We start from the raw sequence: 15,444 nt of genomic DNA, 5'->3' as shown, positions 1-15,444 counted from the left end.
AAAGGCCCTTGAGTAGTTCAAGCTCAAGGGCTGGTGATGGTCACCAAACTTGGTAATGGTCACCACTATTTGGTGATAGTCACCATTACTTGGTGGAGATCACCAAATGAGAGGGCTTCTCAAAAGCTGACTGAGCTATTCAAGCTAAATGGTGACTATGACCTATGTTGCGTGTATACCCTTGTCATGGCAATAAGGAGCAAAAGCTACAGCCTCAACCTTAGATATTTCGCCAACCTAGATATTTCGTCAAAAGATTTTATTAAAAAATCTAAGCTTTATTTTAGACGCTAAAAAATGCTTAGTGGGATCGCTGCCTTATATAGTTACTATCCGCAAACAAAATATAAACTAGCTTGAGATTTTGATAATAAAAAATGCCTGATAGTCCTTTCTCCGTTCGCTGTTACTGATTTAGAGGATGAATCGATCCGTAAAATTTTCACCAGCCTAAATTTGGCAAACTGTACTAATAGTCAGAAATGCCATTTGATATTTTTCTAGTTCAAGGGCCTTGAGTTATGGTTCTTGTTCGTCCCTTGGTGAGGGTGATGAAGAGAGTTGGGTTTGGAATAGACGTTGACCGTCACGGCTAGCAACGAGTTCTAAAGCCAAAGGGCCTGTGGTGAAAATTTGCTTGCCTGCAACGGCTTCAATTTCCAGAGGAGCGCCATAGTTTTGCACCTGGTTAAGAAAATCGATAACAGGTTCACTAAAACCGCCAGCTACGCGAGGGTTATCTACGATGATGATGCCTTCTAAACTCGCTCTGATTTGAGCACTGGTAACCAGGGTGCGTAGGGCCTCTACTAAAGAAGGTGTGCTAGGGTAAGCTGCCTCGATAGGGACACGGGCTATGATTTCCCCCTGTTCAAAAACGATACGGTTGAGCTTGGCTTGCAGAGTGATTTCTACACATGGGGGAACTTCTTGCTGTACAACGCAGGGTTCACCGACTACATAGTTTCCCGAGACGCCAACGCGAATTACATATTGCTGACCGTCGGTGATATTCCTGGCGATTCCTCGAATGATTTGGGGATTAATGCGCAAAATTTGCACTGCCTTATTAGGGGCATCGGGCCAGATCGCATTTAAGGCTAATCGGTTGGCTTCTGATAAGAGTTGTTCGATTTCTGCTGTGGCGGCTGCAATGGAGGATGGCCGAGTGATTAGCAGGGCCAGGGTTTGGTTCCGACTAATGGCAACATTGCCAGCGCGTAATTTGAGGAACTCTGATTCTAAACGCTGGATCTCGTCCTCTAGAAAAGCTTGCTCAGTCTTCAATCGCTCCAGGGCTCCTTCTCGCTGGGCAATGGCGCGATCTCGCTGTAGCAACTCTTGGTCTCGCTGAGCCAGTGAGCGGTCTCGCTGGGCAATTTGTCGCTTGACCTCGGCCTGCTGACGTTGTAGAAGTTGACGATCCCGCTGTAGTCGGCTAATTTCTCCCTGGAGCTGATCGGCCTGTTCAGAAACAATGCCAAGCTGATTTTGAGTTTGACCAAGACGTTGTCGGATGATGGTTTCTCGTTCAGTGGCCTCATCTAAAAACGTAATCACTTCGGTCAGTTCACCTTCGGCATTAATTTTTTGACGAGTGACTCGATTGAGGGCTTGTTCTACTTCAGATTTAGCGATTTGAGTTTCTTCTAAGGCATTGCGGGCCTCTGATAAATTAGCCTGGGTTTCTTCAAACTCAAAAAGGCCTTTGCGTAGTTGCTCACTGGTGATCAGTAATAGACTCAAGGTTGAAGCCGAAATTACACTGCCCGTCAAAATACTGACAAGGGTGGCTGTTTGTCGGGGGCGAAGATTGAATAACGATAGACGTGCCTTTCCCACACGCATACCAATTCGGTCGCCCAGTGTGGCAATAAGGCCACCGAGGACGAGCACGGTCGTAATCAGTATTAGACCAACGTCCATCTAACGTCTATCCAACGGAGCAGAAGCACCTGAGCAGGCTCTCGTATAGGTTACTTGATTGTTTGTCACTGTGGTGAGTAAACCGACGATAACCCTAAGCAAACTGCTGGCTGAGAGCGACGGGATCGTGGACAGTTATTTTCTTTTTGTGAATAGATATCATCGTGTCTTGACGCAAATCCCCCAGTAGCCGTGTGACGGTAACTCGTGTGGAGCCAATGGCTTCGGCGATGGCCTGATGGGAAAGTTTGAGGTCTATAGTAATGCCGCTGGTGCTGGGCACTCCAAAATCGCGACAAAGAATGAGAAGAAAGCTGACAAGTCTAGAACCCATGTCCCGATGAGCCAGTGTTTCAATCATCATCTCAGTTTGCAAAATACGAGAGGATAACCCTTGGAGCAGCATAATAGAGAGCTCAGGATGTTCCTCAAGTGCCTGTTTCACTTGCTCAATGGGCATGGACATTAGTTCGACTGGTGTAAAGGCGACGGCATGGTAAAACCGATCTGACCGATTGCCTGTTAGCAGTGAAAGAACGCCAAAAACACTATTTTCCCTAAGCAGAGCTACTGTAATTTCTTCGCCAGCTTCATAGACTCTAGAAAGCTTAACGGCACCCTTCAGTAAAAAATAAACTCGTTCAGCCGGATCGCCTGGAAAGAAAATTGTCTTACCGCGCTCGTAGGTTTCGGCTACAGGGGGGAATGAGCCTGTGGATAGCTGCCGTAATAGGTTGGCAAGAGGTTTCTCTGTAGTCACGGTAGTGGGAGTATGCGATCTCAAAGCTATAGCAAATATTTGCAAATAAGAGTAGCTGAAAGCTGTAGTGGCAAACTGAGCCTTCAGGTTTTAAACCGATCAGAAGCGGAGATGCCGAAAACAATTTAGCAGCGTTTCTAACCAATCAGTGCCTCAGTAAAAATACTCAACCAATCGGTAGAAAACCTCCAATTGGTAAGATTTCCTGACTTTAGACCAATAAAACCCAAGTTCGTCGAGGCTTTTGTATAGCAATATACTAAACTTTGTTTTCCGGTCACCTTAATGACTAGCCTCAACGTTAATTGGGCTAACTCGCTGGCAAGGGTATTCATGGGAGCCATTTTTCAGTATGCTCCTAGGGGCCGTTCCGGCGGCATAGCCTTAATTAACTAATTTCGATACAGCTCCACCCAACTATCATGTTAGACCTGACTGGAAAAAATGCCTTGGTAACTGGTATTGCCAATAATCGTTCAATTGCCTGGGGAATTGCTCAGCAGTTGAGTAAGGCTGGTGCGAATATTGGTGTCACTTATCTTCCTGATGACAAGGGGCGCATGGAAAAAAAGGTTCGGGATTTAACCGAGCCTTTGCATCCTAGTTTGTTTTTGCCCTGTAATGTCCAGGATGATGAGCAGGTCCAGGCTACGTTTGATACCGTGAAGACCGATTGGGGCAAGTTGGACATTCTGGTTCACTGTTTGGCATTCGCCAATCGTGATGATTTAGCGGGAGATTTTAGCGATATTTCCCGTCAGGGGTTTCAAACTGCTCTGGATATCAGCGCTTACTCTCTGGTGAAGCTTGCTCAGCAGGCAAAAACTTTAATGATTGAGGGCGGCAGCATCCTTACCCTGACGTATCTGGGGGGTGTGCGGGTAGTGCCTAACTACAATGTAATGGGTATTGCCAAGGCGGCTCTGGAAATGAATGTTCGTTACCTAGCGGCAGAACTCGGGGCTAACAATATTCGAGTAAATGGGATTTCAGCCGGTCCGATCCGCACCCTGGCATCGTCAGCGGTGGGCGGAATTCTAGATATGATTCACCATGTAGAGGAAGTTGCTCCCCTGCGTCGTACAGTTACTCAGTCGGAAGTAGGAAATGCCGCAGCGTTCCTATGTAGTGATTTAGCCTCCGGTGTGACTGGGCAAATCCTTTACGTTGACTCTGGCTATGAAGTCATGGGAATGTAGTGGTCTTTGCAGCCATTAGTTCTTTGTTTTAGTCCATATCCCCCATGGCAAATTGGCTTGAACATAGCGTGTACGTTGATGTGGAGGCCCCCATTGAATTAGTGTGGGCTCTCTGGTCGGATCTAGAGCAGATGCCCCAGTGGATGAAGTGGATTGATTCGGTAGAACTTTTAGACGATCAGCCCGAACTATCTCGTTGGAAGCTAGCTTCGGGCGTTTGGGAATTTACTTGGATGTCTCGTACAGTTAAAGTGGTTCCCCATCAGATTTTGCAGTGGGAATCGGTAGATGGGTTGCCCAATCGTGGTGCAATCCGGTTTTATGGCCATCATGCTGGTAATAGCACAGTTAAGATGACCCTTTCCTATTCGGTGCCAAGTGTATTGGCCCGTTTTATGGAAAATGGCTGGTTGCGACAAATTGTCGACTCTACGCTACAGGCTGACCTGGAGCGATTTCGCCAAAAAGCTGAACAGGATGCTAAGGCTGGCTGAAGGGCATTTACTAGACCCTAGTGGTGATTGTTGATTACTTCGACGGGTGCTCATGAGCTTCGACATGCAGCAGGCAGAGACATGCTTGCAGTCTCTAGACCTGGTTATGTTGTTTACGGATGTGCTAGGGTGGGTCACCCCGGCTAATGGACGTGCGATCGCAATCAGAGCGTTCAATCACCCTTATCGTGCCCACTGCATCGCTCAGCGAGGTGATGCCCGAGTTTGGGAAATCAAGCTCAATAACCCCGAAGTTCTGACTGCAAAGCTAAAGACAAAACTCTATCAGTCCATCCATAAAAAATATCCGCATCCTTTAATTGTCTTTATTGATCGTCAGCGATGTCGGAGTCTTTGGTACTGGCAAAGCGCCTCTAAAAGTTCTCACTCAATGGTCTTTATCCCTCGGCAACCCTTAGCCGCATGGGAAGCTCGATTAAATTATTTGGCCGATTATAGCCCTGATTCAGGTTCCCTCGATTTACAGTCACAGTCTGTCAGCTGTGCTGAGTTTACTGAGCAGTTGCGACAACAATTAAATCATCTGAGTGACGGGATTATTGGGATCCCTAACAGCCATGATCGACGTTGGTATGCGGCTATATTATTGCAACGTTTGATTATTATCCACATACTTCAGCGGCGTGGATTTCTAAATCAAGATATTTGGTATCTGCATAATCAACTGGGGCGTAGTCAGCAACAGCAGCGAAATATCTTTTTTCGACAGGTGCTTCAGCCCCTGTTTACTCAAGGGTTATCTCTGCCTCCTCTTGAGCGTCCTCGACGGATTAGTTGGGCCGGTCAAATTCCTTACTTGGGAGACGTTTTTTACACCCATCCTCTTGAGCAGCAATATGGCGAGTTGGACATAGCTGATGCGCTGTTCGAGTCAATCTTAGTGTGGTTTGAGTCCCCCTTATGGCAACAGTTGACTCATTGCTCTCAAATCAGCACCATTGGTCTGGCGTTTGAACAAGTACTGATAGAGGGGCAGACTGATCATTCGGAGAATGTGACGGATGCTCTCGGTGTTTGTTGTGAGCTAATTCTTAATAAGTTCATGCTCTGTCATCTTGAGGTTGATCAAGGGCAAGCTGTGCCCGATTTCTGGGATATTCTATTTCGTGGACATCCTAGGCATCTACGCCAGCTAGTGCAGGACATTTTGCCGCAGTTTTCCGTTCTAGATCCAGCCTGTGGTGCTGGTACTTTGCTGCTGGCATTACAGTATCGGCTTGTTGACGTTTACAGTGCACTAATTGGGCAATTGGCCCATCAAGTTGACAGTCAGCTTGATATTTGGGTTAAAGGAGTACACACAGAACACCCTTCCTTGCTACAGACCATCTATCGCCGCGTCTTTAGGTATGGTCTTTATGGTGTGGACCTCAATCCAGCAGTGATTGATATCGCCCGTCTTCAGTTGCTGCTGGGATTGGTGACCATGGCGCGGCAACCGCAAGATATTGAACCCTTACCCAGTCTCGATTTCAATCTTGTTACGGGGGATAGCTTAGTAGGATTCATTCGGGTAGATGAGGCTGGATTTGATCGATTAAGAGCTTCAGAAACTCTGCTGCAGGGCAATTTGTTGCAGCCTTTAGCGGCTGAAAGCTATCGCACGATTCTCTCAGAGAAAAATATTGCTCTTGAACATTATCGGTCTCAGTCCTATGTGTTGGAGGAATTAAGTCAGGGTATCCCCCATTATGCTCGACTCGAATTTTTTCGAGATCAGATTAGTCGCCTTGATGTTAGAGCCCAGACCAAACTGAACGAGCTGTTGCTCACTGAATTTAGTCAAACCCTAGGTATCCAATTTAGAGAATCTCAATTACTGGAAGCTCCACGGCGGCGGTTGCTGCGTATTGAGGATATGACAGTCCTACGTCCTTTCCATTGGGGATATCACTTTAGCCATGTGCTGGAACAGTCCCATGGGTTTAACGTGATTTTATCTAGGCCTCCCCAAGGCTCGTTTCGACCCACTACCCAAGAATTTTTTCAACGCTTTTGTGACTTGGCTAAACGAAAAAATATTGATGTTCATACGTTTAAAACAGCTAAGCGTTCGCTGCTCAATACGGATGCTGAAATTGCGAATGCCTGGTTGTTGTACCAAAGCCAATATTCGTTACTAACCGATTATTTTTATCGTTCCCCACAATATGATCACCAAAGCCCTTTGCTTAAGGGGCAGCGGCAGCGGACTCAATTGCGTCGACACTGGCTTTTCATTGAGCGATGCTATCAGCTTTTGGCTCCTCAAGGCATCTGTGGCCTGGTCACATCCAATGACATCAAACATAGTCCTAGGGGAGTTGCTCTTCGCAGTTTGTTAGAGAACCAAACGGATAGTGGTTTATTAATGAATTTAACGGGTGCACAACTTTCTTCTGACCAATGCTTTCTTTGGTTTTGTAAGCAGTGACCTTGGGGTGAACCTATTTTGAGTATTCGACGGTTACACCTAAATCTTTTTCTAGGGTGAGGCAATTACGCCCATCTCCTACCCTGAGTTGATAGTCCACACGATCCATTAGCTGGTGCAGGATCAACCAGCCATAGCCTCCTTCTTGAGGGGAATTGGGGTTAGGCGTGCGATAGTTACGCATATCAAAACCATGGCCTTCATCCCAGACTTCTAGGGACAAGAAATAACCTTCAATACCGAGGCGTAGAACAACGGGAATATCAGGACGGTCTTGATGGGCATGGCGCACAATATTCGAATAAACTTCAACAATGACCAGTCGCAGTCGGCTTTCAACTTTTTGCCAATCTAGATCGGTATCGCTGCCTATTTCGGCTTTGAGTGAACTGAGTAGCCAATCTTCCACTACAGCCAAAAACTTTAAGTCACTGGGGATAGCAAGTTCAGTTTTCATAGCTAAAACCCTACCTCCAAAGACAAGATGGTTTGATCGTCATGTTGTTCGTTGGCTGCGGTATTCAATTGAGCCAGCAATTGCTCAAGATTCAACCCAGTGGTCTGTTTTTGCAGTAGCTGCCACAGGCCCTGTTGACCTAGCATCTTGTGCTGGCCATCAATGGTCACTAAGGCCTCAGTAATGCCATCGCTGGCCAATAGCAGAGCATCCCCATCCTTTAATGCTAGTTGGCCTGCTTGAGTCTGCCATTTCGGTAAAATTCCGAGGGGAACGCCGTTACCTTTCCTTAAATAAGTAGGTTCTGGTGGTGGCGCAGTGCCTTGCATTAAGAGTTTTTGGGACCACACCACTGGATAAACGTGGCCTGCGTTGGCATAGACTAGCTCCTTACTGGTGGGGGTGTATCGCACCAACACCATGGTAATCATGTGTTCGTTATTGACCAGATCAGCGTTGAGGGCCTGATTCAGGTTTGCCATGACGGTTTCAGGCCCCGGTGGTTGGCTGGCCGATAGTTCTCGACGCAGCAAGGAGATAGCACTAGCCATAAACAGAGCAGCAGGAACTCCCTTGCCAGAGACATCTCCGACGGCTAGCCAGATATCGCCTTGGGGATGGATAAAAACTTCGTAGAAATCACCCCCAACGGCTCGTGCCGCCTGACATTTTGCTTGAATTTTAAGACCAGGGATATCGGGCCAAACTTGGTGGAGCAGTTTATGCTGAATCTGCCGTGCCACCTCCAGCTCCGTACGCATCTGTTCAGTTTGTCGCTGGATATGATGGTGAAGTTTCGCCTGGGATATAGCCATCACTACTTGCTCAGTGATGCTGGTAAATAGGCTGACGGTCGTACTGTCCCATGTGCCTGCGATTTGGTACAGGGCAATCGACGCTAAGGGCTGATCTCGATAGGTAAACCTTGCCGCTAAACGAGTTAGGGAGGTATCTCCATGGGGGAACTTGTCTAACACGAGTTCCTGGCAGGGGGCACCTACTTCTGCCAAGTCAGCCATGGATTTTTCTGATTTAGCATAGGTGACCGGTTTGGGTGCTTCTCCGACTTCGACTGAATCCACGGGATATAAAACGGCATAATCGGCCTCAAAGGCTTTCCCTAGGGCCTCTGCCACTGTTTGGAGGGTACTGGCATAGTCCAGAGAACTCCGAATCGTTGTGGTAATTGAGTTATATAGCGATTCTTTTTTGAGGGACTGAGATAGGGCGCGAGTGCGTTGCTTGACAATGCGATATGTGTTGGCGGCTTGGTCAATAACTTGACGTAACTCGTTAGGTTTCCACGGTTTGGTAATGTATTTGAAAACTTTACCCGAGTTAATTGCATCCACTAAGTCTTCAACATCGGTGTAGCCTGTGAGGACAATACGAATGGTGTCGGGATATTGATCGGTGGTGAGGCTTAAAAACTCCGTACCATTCATTTTGGGCATGCGCTGGTCGGAAATAATGATCGCCATTTCACCGTACTGTTTAAGGCACTCCAGGGCGTCTTGACCACTACTGGCCCGATAGACACGATAGCTACGCCTAAAGGTGCGGTGCAGCAGCTCTAAGTTATCGAGTTCATCGTCGACAACAAGTAACTTGAGCTGTTCATGAGTGGTGGAACTCATACTATCCTGTGGGATATCTGATTCTCGGGGCATATTAGGGCCAACCTTGGGAAGATAATCACCAATTCACCAATATTTACCAGTCAATCTTAGTGTGCCCAGGGAAATCCTAGGGAGACTGTGCCCATTCCCATCAAAATTAATGCATTTCGCGTATATATAGGTGATGGACGTTCGGTTAGCTTTAAACTATGGTCTACCTAGAGATTTCTGCTGGTCGTTGATAACTATGGCTAAACATTCCTCAATTTGTTTAGGGCTTTCTGCAGTTTTTTCCATGGCGATTGCTTTATCGGGTGGGTGGGCTTATGGTCAGTCATCCCATCGTGATTTGGTTGAGGAGTTAGCGCAGCTAGATCGAGCAATTTGTCTTCAGCAGTGGGACCAAGCGATTAATATCACCAGTAGGTTGATAGCTTCTGCCTCTGTGTCATCTAGTTATCGTCAGGAATTGCTGAGTTTTAGACATCAGTTACAGGCATGGCGCATCAGTGAAACGACTCCTATCGTGCAAGTCAATTGCGATCGCACCCTCCCCATGTACCTCACCCTTACGGCTCCCGAGCCTGCTCAACCTCAGCCCTTAGATTGGAATAGCGCTTTAGCTACGTTTCGCAATCCTCGCCCCATTGTTCAGTTTGATAGCGACTTTGAGCCAACTGACACCTTAATTCCGCCTGAACTAACGGTGAACAGCCCTGACGCCCTAGTGGATTTTGCGATTCCCGTCGATACGACTGATGGTTTTAGTGTGGTGGGTGGCAGCATTAATAGCAGGCCGCAGGTATATAACCTGCTAGCTCGTTTAGGCGATCGCATATCCCTGGAGATAGATGTTACCCGGGCCTATATGGGGGGGGATCCCCATCTACTCCTATTCGATCACAGAGGGCGTTTGCTTGTGCAAAGCGAGATTGATGCTTTGCAGGCGTCAATTCAAGATTTTATGATTCCTAGCACGGATGTCTATTTTGCTGTGGTGAGTCCCCAAGGTACCAGCCCTATTCTGGATGCTGATGGTCTGATTGTGGGCTGGCAAACTAGTCAAAATAATAGCTTTGACTATACAGTGACCCTGACAGGCGTGACACCATATCAAGCGTTGTTGCCCTAGATTTGTTAACGGGTTGTGTTTTAGGCATAGGCTCTTTGAAGATGTAGAGCCCATGCCTAAATACGTTCTGCTAGCCGTAATTTTGCAGAGCGAGCCCTGGGATTGTGCCGCAATTCTGCCTCGCTAGCAGTAATCGGTTTTTTAGTTAAAACCTTGAGCTGTTCATGGTTCCGTAAGCCATGTTTGACCCGTCGATCTTCAAGGCTATGAAAGCTAATGATGGCTAGCTTGCCTCCTATTTTGAGCCAGTTAGGTGCTGTTTCGATTAGCTGTTCAAGCACGTCTAACTCTCGGTTAACGGCAATACGGAGGGATTGAAAAACCCGGGTGGCAGGATGAATGCGACCATGACGATATTTCCCTGGGACGCTAGCTGCGATCTCAGCAGCCAGCATGGTTGTGGTTTGAAACGGTCGACGCTCCACGATCCGACGGGCAATCCGGCGGGAGAGGCGTTCCTCACCATAGTGATAAAAAATGTCTGCCAGTTCACGTTCTGAACTGTGATTAACCAAGTCAGCCGCTGTCAGGGGTTGGTTGGGGTTCATACGCATATCCAATGTCCCCTCGTGGCGAAAACTGAAGCCTCGCTCAGGTTGGTCTAGTTGAGGGGAGCTTACGCCCAAATCTGCCAGCACGCCGTCAAAACCTTCGTCAGAAGGCTCAAAATCCGCAAAGTTACCATGCCAAAACGTCACCCTGTCCCCAAATTCCGCCAGGTTCCGTTGAGCGGCCTCTAAGGCCATAGGATCTTGATCTAGAGCCATCAAATGAACCGTAGGATCAGTTTCTAAAATCAAACGACTATGGCCCCCACCGCCTACTGTGGCGTCCAAATAATAACCATGGGGTTGAGGGGCTAACCCTGTCAAAACTTCCTCTGCAAGGACAGGTTGATGGTCAAAGGGCGTAGCTGAATTTAACGGGTCATCATTACTGACAGTATTCACGGATCGTCTCGTTGCAATTGGGACTGCATCATACCGCAGTGATGAGCTTGGCAAATGAGGTGAATTAATCGCTATATCTTGCTAGCGCAGAAAAATTAGGCAACAATCAGATCTACTTAATTGAGCTATTGCGCTTTTATTCAAACTTTCAGCGAAGAATCTTGCTAAAGTAAATCAGAGAATAATACGGCGTAGTTTCTATGACACGGCTCGAAACCAGAACAGAGCCCATGGTAATCAACCTGGGTCCTCATCATCCCTCAATGCACGGTGTGTTGCGACTCATCGTTACCCTCGATGGTGAGGATGTGATTGATTGTGAGCCCGTGATTGGCTACCTGCATCGCGGCATGGAGAAAATTGCCGAGAGCCGTACAAACGTTATGTTTGTGCCCTATGTTAGCCGTTGGGACTACGCGGCTGGCATGTTTAATGAGGCAATTACTGTCAACGCTCCTGAGCAGCTGGCTGATATTGAAGTGCCTAAGCGGGCCAGCTATATACGGGTGATTATGCTGGAGTTAAATCGCATTGCGAATCACTTGCTCTGGTTGGGACCATTTTTGGCTGACGTTGGTGCTCAAACCCCCTTTTTCTATATTTTCCGTGAACGGGAAATGATTTATGACCTGTGGGAAGCGGCTACAGGGGCAAGGTTAATTAATAACAACTATTTTCGCATCGGTGGTGTAGCAGCAGATTTACCCTACGGTTGGGTCGATAAGTGTGAAGACTTCTGTGATTACTTTTTACCCAAGGTTGATGAGTACGAAAAGTTGATTACCAACAACCCAATTTTCCGTCGTCGCGTTGAGGGTATTGGAACCATTACCCGTGAGGATGCTTTGAATTGGGGACTTTCAGGGCCTATGCTGAGAGGCTCTGGCGTTAAGTGGGACCTGCGCAAAGTTGATCATTATGAATGCTACGACGACTTTGACTGGGAAGTACAGTGGGAAACTGCTGGAGACTGTTTTGCCCGTTATATTATCCGCGTACGTGAGATGCGGGAATCCATCAAAATTATCCGTCAGGCCTTGAAAGCGTTGCCTGGTGGTCCCTACGAGAACCTTGAGGCCAAACGTATGGCAGAGGGACCTAAGTCTGAATGGAACAGCTTTGATTATCAATTTATTGGTAAGAAGATTGCTCCCACATTTAAGATTCCAGCAGGTGAACACTATGTTCGCTTGGAAAGTGGGAAGGGAGAACTCGGAGTCTTTATTGTTGGCGATGACAGCATCTACCCGTGGCGTTGGAAGATTCGTGCACCTGATTTTAATAACCTTCAGATCTTGCCTCATCTATTGCGGGGTGTGAAGCTGGCCGACATTATGGCAATTTTAGGAAGTATTGACGTGATTATGGGCTCAGTAGATCGCTAAATCGTTTTTTTTATGCGGCCCTGAGATTAAGCCGCTGTTAGGGATGGTGTGTAAGCAGCATCCCTGTTTTTATTCTGAACTACTTGACTCATCATCAATATTGCAGTCAGTAGCCTGATTTACTGAGTTGATGTAGCCTTCGTGAGCAGTTGATCCATCGGGGTAGGTGACAAAGGCCATGTCAGCCTGATCAAATCGAGTGTTGCGAGTAATGGCGTTGTACATGTCGGCGTAGCGCATATAGGCCTTTGTAAAATTAGCTCCGCTCATATCAGCTGCCCGTAAGATAGTGCCATAGAGACTGGCGCTTTCGAAGTTGCTGTTGACTAACCGAGCGGCACAGAGGTTAGCATCACGCAGTTCTGCATTAGTCAGGTCTGCCCGCTCTAAATTGCTATATTCCAAGGTGCCCTGGAGGATTTTGGCATTGCGTAGGTTAGCTCGTACTAAGCTGGCCTCCTCTAAATCAGCTCCTCGCATGTTGGTGTAGCTCAAATCCGCTTCATCCAACTTGGCTTCTCGGAAAACAGTATTAATCAATAAGCTATTACTAAAGTCAGCTCCCCGTAAATCGGAGCCAAAAAAATTGGCTCGACTCAAATCTTGATTGCTAAAATCCTTACCGCGCAGATCACAGCTAACACAGGTATAGTTTGGATGCTGTGGATCGGTCATAGCATCTAACGAATTATCCCGTTGAGTAACCGCTGCAGCAGGGTCGCTTGATTTTGATAGCGCCTTATTGACCTGTGGTAATCGCATAAGTAGTGGGGTCATGGCTGCAGATAAAATCAACAGGGTTAGCAGAAAGTTAAGTTTCATAGGCCATGCACTGCCGATAATAAAAGTTATCTAAAAAATCAAAATTATGGGCTCGTTTTAGAACCCAGAGTCAGAATAAAAACCTCTACCATTTATACCTGTCCTAATCCAAAGGACGCACACCAGAACATTCAGACCATGGTTATAGGTTTTACCTATCTAATAATCAATAAAAATTGGTTTTAATTATGCTTGACTCTAGTGTGTGTATTGATACCCTGAAGTTGAGTTCTTGTACCATCTGTTTCCATTATTCTTTATGGGATGTCGGCAACAGATGAGTCTGTTCTTATGGCTTTCTTAAACGGCCTCCTGACGTCAACGGTTTTGGATGGATTGTTTAAGGGGACCCTACAGACGGTAGCTCAACCTTACGTTATTATTCACCGATTACAGATTGAATTCCATGGGCTCATCTCCCTTTCGTAGTATTTTCTTACCATCACTAGTGTCATCCGGGTTGGCATTTGTTGTTATTACGTTACCGTTGTCAATGGCAAATTCAGTACCCACTTGGGTGTCTCCTAGTCAGGCTCGGGGTGATTTAGTTAGCCCTCTAGATAATTCGGCTAAGCCAATTATTCGTTACATTGGGTTGGCCATTCTGGGTAGTGTGGGGACTGGCATGATAACGGCAGACGTCTTGCGACGTCTTTATCGACGCCAACGTGCTCTCGCTGCAGTGCCTGCTCCATTTGAAGCCCCTTTAATTGAGCCAACTACTTCTTCAGAGGAGAAAACGTTTACTAGTTTCGACGATTCGGTGTCGCCTTCTATGGCGGTGGGTAGCTCAATGACATTAAATGGGCAGAGCTTATTGGCGACAAAACTGGCCCCAGGTCAAACAGTTGTTCATTTTAGAGGATATACCCAGAATGGTACTATTGACGGTCTTGAGTTAAAACCGATTTCTCTGGATGAGTTGATGCAGTTGGATGCCGATGTCACTCCAGTCGATATTCCTATACTTACGTTTCTAGAGCAGGTGGATCCGGCGCATTTAGATACTGGTGATGCCATGGTGTTTGGTGTACGTTATCAAAATAAGTACTACTGTTTATGGCGCAGTACATCAGACCAGGAAAAAGTGTTGGGATGGGCGAGACGTCTCATCCGGCAACATAGAGATGTGATTGTGACTCAGAATAGTGAGGCGCAATATTCGCTATGGTATGTACCCCCCAAACATCTTAGATAAATTAGGTGAATATCAAGTGCCCACATGAGGGGCATACGTTAGATTCTTATATTTATTTCTGTTTTTTATACGTAATGAAGTATGGCTGACTTATCTTCCCAGGTAATTGCCGCATATTCTCAGGGACGACGAGATTTTAGCTACTGTAAGATGCCGGCTATTCGGATGTCTCAGTATGAGCTAACTGGGATTGATTTATGGGGCTGTAATTTAGCGGATGCTCATTTGGCGGATGTTGATTTTAGCCAAAGCAATCTGCGGGGTGCTGATTTACAACGGGCAAATTTACGACGAACGAATTTTCAAGAAGCTGATTTACGGGGGGCATGTCTCCTGGGTGCTCAGTTAGAGGATGCCAATTTTCAGGATGCGATCGCAAACTATCAAACCCAATTTCCGGAAACCTTTGACCCTGCCCAGGCTGGAGTTCATTATTTGGGGTCTAAAGCTGCATTAATTGATTGCAACTTGAGTGAGCGTGATCTAGGTGGTATTGACCTTAGCCATAGTAATTTGGCTGGTGCTCAACTAAAAAAGACAAATTTGTTGGGAGCCTGGTTAGTCGGTGCACAGCTTACCGAAGCGAACTTAAGCTATGCAAATCTGAATTCCAGCAATCTCTCCAACGCCAACTTGCAACGGGCCAAATTCAAAGGTACTGATCTGACTAGGGCGAACTTATCAAAAGCCATCTTATTTGGTGTCGACTTAATTCATGCAGAGCTAAAAGAGAGTTGTTTATCCGGAGCTGTGTGTGATCCATCTACCCAGTGGCCCGAAGACTTTGATTGGGAGTGGGCTGGGGTTTATTGTCTAGGACCCAATCAATCTTTGTGGGCAGCTGATCTAAGTAATCTGGCGCTCGTTGGGGTTGATCTTAGCGGAGCTAACCTGGTCGGCGTTAATTTTACAGGGGCCGATTTATGGGGAGCTAATTTGCAAGGGTGCGATCTGCGAGATGCCTGTTTAGCTGGTGCAAATTTATGGGGTGCGAACTTGGTTGATGCAGACCTGACAGGAGCCGAAATCGACACCGCTAACCTTGAAGCTACCATGCTTTCCTAGGTT

13 protein-coding genes are annotated in these 15,444 nt (G+C 46.8%); 7 read left to right on the top strand and 6 right to left on the bottom strand.

What is annotated here, in order from left to right; genetic code table 11:
- Positions 1 to 519: 519 nt before the first annotated feature.
- Together SPB21_RS14985 and ntcA are read right to left on the bottom strand one after the other, a co-directional pair.
- On the bottom strand, positions 520 to 1,926 hold the full coding sequence (locus SPB21_RS14985) for a DUF3084 family protein (protein WP_163667928.1): 1,407 nt from the start codon (positions 1,924 to 1,926) through the stop codon (positions 520 to 522).
- 94 nt (positions 1,927 to 2,020) lie between these two features.
- Positions 2,021 to 2,686, bottom strand: a complete 666-nt coding sequence (gene ntcA / locus SPB21_RS14980) for a global nitrogen regulator NtcA (protein WP_006515157.1) — start codon at positions 2,684 to 2,686, stop codon at positions 2,021 to 2,023.
- A 422-nt stretch (positions 2,687 to 3,108) separates the two neighbouring features.
- On the opposite strand from ntcA, the gene fabI reads away from it, so the two are divergent.
- From fabI to SPB21_RS14965, 3 genes are all read left to right on the top strand, one after another.
- The gene (fabI, locus tag SPB21_RS14975; RefSeq protein ID WP_499867031.1) at positions 3,109 to 3,885 is read left to right on the top strand and encodes an enoyl-ACP reductase FabI; all 777 of its coding nucleotides are present in this window, start codon (positions 3,109 to 3,111) and stop codon (positions 3,883 to 3,885) included.
- 44 nt (positions 3,886 to 3,929) lie between these two features.
- On the top strand, positions 3,930 to 4,379 hold the full coding sequence (locus tag SPB21_RS14970; RefSeq protein ID WP_006515154.1) for an SRPBCC family protein: 450 nt from the start codon (positions 3,930 to 3,932) through the stop codon (positions 4,377 to 4,379).
- 64 nt (positions 4,380 to 4,443) lie between these two features.
- The gene (locus SPB21_RS14965) at positions 4,444 to 6,813 is read left to right on the top strand and encodes a DNA methyltransferase family protein (RefSeq protein WP_163667932.1); all 2,370 of its coding nucleotides are present in this window, start codon (positions 4,444 to 4,446) and stop codon (positions 6,811 to 6,813) included.
- A gap of 13 nt (positions 6,814 to 6,826) precedes the next feature.
- Here SPB21_RS14965 and SPB21_RS14960 read toward each other — a convergent pair whose 3' ends face one another.
- Complete coding sequence (locus SPB21_RS14960; RefSeq protein WP_163667934.1) at positions 6,827 to 7,270, bottom strand: ATP-binding protein; 444 nt, start codon at positions 7,268 to 7,270, stop codon at positions 6,827 to 6,829.
- 2 nt (positions 7,271 to 7,272) lie between these two features.
- A complete protein-coding gene (locus tag SPB21_RS14955) occupies positions 7,273 to 8,907 on the bottom strand; it encodes a SpoIIE family protein phosphatase (RefSeq protein ID WP_499867030.1) in 1,635 nt (544 codons plus the stop codon).
- Between the two features lie 277 nt (positions 8,908 to 9,184).
- Between SPB21_RS14955 and SPB21_RS14950 the strand changes: the two genes are divergently transcribed.
- On the top strand, positions 9,185 to 10,021 hold the full coding sequence (locus SPB21_RS14950; protein WP_499061854.1) for a hypothetical protein: 837 nt from the start codon (positions 9,185 to 9,187) through the stop codon (positions 10,019 to 10,021).
- Positions 10,022 to 10,077: 56 nt separating this feature from the next.
- On the opposite strand, the gene rsmH is transcribed toward SPB21_RS14950, so the two are convergent.
- Positions 10,078 to 10,971, bottom strand: a complete 894-nt coding sequence (rsmH, locus tag SPB21_RS14945; RefSeq protein WP_163667942.1) for a 16S rRNA (cytosine(1402)-N(4))-methyltransferase RsmH — start codon at positions 10,969 to 10,971, stop codon at positions 10,078 to 10,080.
- Between the two features lie 200 nt (positions 10,972 to 11,171).
- Here rsmH and SPB21_RS14940 point away from each other — a divergent pair, with 200 nt between their 5' ends.
- The gene (locus SPB21_RS14940; protein ID WP_163667944.1) at positions 11,172 to 12,356 is read left to right on the top strand and encodes an NAD(P)H-quinone oxidoreductase subunit H; all 1,185 of its coding nucleotides are present in this window, start codon (positions 11,172 to 11,174) and stop codon (positions 12,354 to 12,356) included.
- Positions 12,357 to 12,425: 69 nt separating this feature from the next.
- Here SPB21_RS14940 and SPB21_RS14935 read toward each other — a convergent pair whose 3' ends face one another.
- The gene (locus tag SPB21_RS14935; RefSeq protein WP_163699326.1) at positions 12,426 to 13,178 is read right to left on the bottom strand and encodes a pentapeptide repeat-containing protein; all 753 of its coding nucleotides are present in this window, start codon (positions 13,176 to 13,178) and stop codon (positions 12,426 to 12,428) included.
- 493 nt (positions 13,179 to 13,671) lie between these two features.
- Here SPB21_RS14935 and SPB21_RS14930 point away from each other — a divergent pair, with 493 nt between their 5' ends.
- Both SPB21_RS14930 and SPB21_RS14925 read left to right on the top strand, forming a co-directional pair.
- The gene (locus SPB21_RS14930; RefSeq protein ID WP_163667948.1) at positions 13,672 to 14,376 is read left to right on the top strand and encodes a hypothetical protein; all 705 of its coding nucleotides are present in this window, start codon (positions 13,672 to 13,674) and stop codon (positions 14,374 to 14,376) included.
- Positions 14,377 to 14,457: 81 nt separating this feature from the next.
- Positions 14,458 to 15,441: a pentapeptide repeat-containing protein gene (locus tag SPB21_RS14925; protein WP_163667950.1), complete on the top strand. Its 984-nt coding sequence runs from the start codon at positions 14,458 to 14,460 to the stop codon at positions 15,439 to 15,441.
- Positions 15,442 to 15,444: the final 3 nt, after the last annotated feature.

Source organism: Leptothoe sp. ISB3NOV94-8A (assembly GCF_043421595.1).
Classification (GTDB): domain Bacteria; phylum Cyanobacteriota; class Cyanobacteriia; order Phormidesmidales; family Phormidesmidaceae; genus Leptothoe; species Leptothoe turfae.
Note: the sequence above shows the minus strand (reverse complement) of the source record. Positions and strands in the feature narration are given on the sequence as shown.

What these genes read in the sequence shown, in the direction of transcription:
- SPB21_RS14985 (WP_163667928.1), bottom strand. Translation starts at nt 1,926, where the DNA reads ATGGACGTTGGTCTAATACTGATTACGACCGTGCTCGTCCTCGGTGGC.
- fabI (WP_499867031.1), top strand. Translation starts at nt 3,109, where the DNA reads ATGTTAGACCTGACTGGAAAAAATGCCTTGGTAACTGGTATTGCCAAT.
- SPB21_RS14970 (WP_006515154.1), top strand. Translation starts at nt 3,930, where the DNA reads ATGGCAAATTGGCTTGAACATAGCGTGTACGTTGATGTGGAGGCCCCC.
- SPB21_RS14965 (WP_163667932.1), top strand. Translation starts at nt 4,444, where the DNA reads ATGCAGCAGGCAGAGACATGCTTGCAGTCTCTAGACCTGGTTATGTTG.
- SPB21_RS14960 (WP_163667934.1), bottom strand. Translation starts at nt 7,270, where the DNA reads ATGAAAACTGAACTTGCTATCCCCAGTGACTTAAAGTTTTTGGCTGTA.
- SPB21_RS14955 (WP_499867030.1), bottom strand. Translation starts at nt 8,907, where the DNA reads ATGAGTTCCACCACTCATGAACAGCTCAAGTTACTTGTTGTCGACGAT.
- SPB21_RS14950 (WP_499061854.1), top strand. Translation starts at nt 9,185, where the DNA reads ATGGCGATTGCTTTATCGGGTGGGTGGGCTTATGGTCAGTCATCCCAT.
- SPB21_RS14940 (WP_163667944.1), top strand. Translation starts at nt 11,172, where the DNA reads ATGACACGGCTCGAAACCAGAACAGAGCCCATGGTAATCAACCTGGGT.
- SPB21_RS14935 (WP_163699326.1), bottom strand. Translation starts at nt 13,178, where the DNA reads ATGAAACTTAACTTTCTGCTAACCCTGTTGATTTTATCTGCAGCCATG.
- SPB21_RS14930 (WP_163667948.1), top strand. Translation starts at nt 13,672, where the DNA reads ATGGCAAATTCAGTACCCACTTGGGTGTCTCCTAGTCAGGCTCGGGGT.
- SPB21_RS14925 (WP_163667950.1), top strand. Translation starts at nt 14,458, where the DNA reads ATGGCTGACTTATCTTCCCAGGTAATTGCCGCATATTCTCAGGGACGA.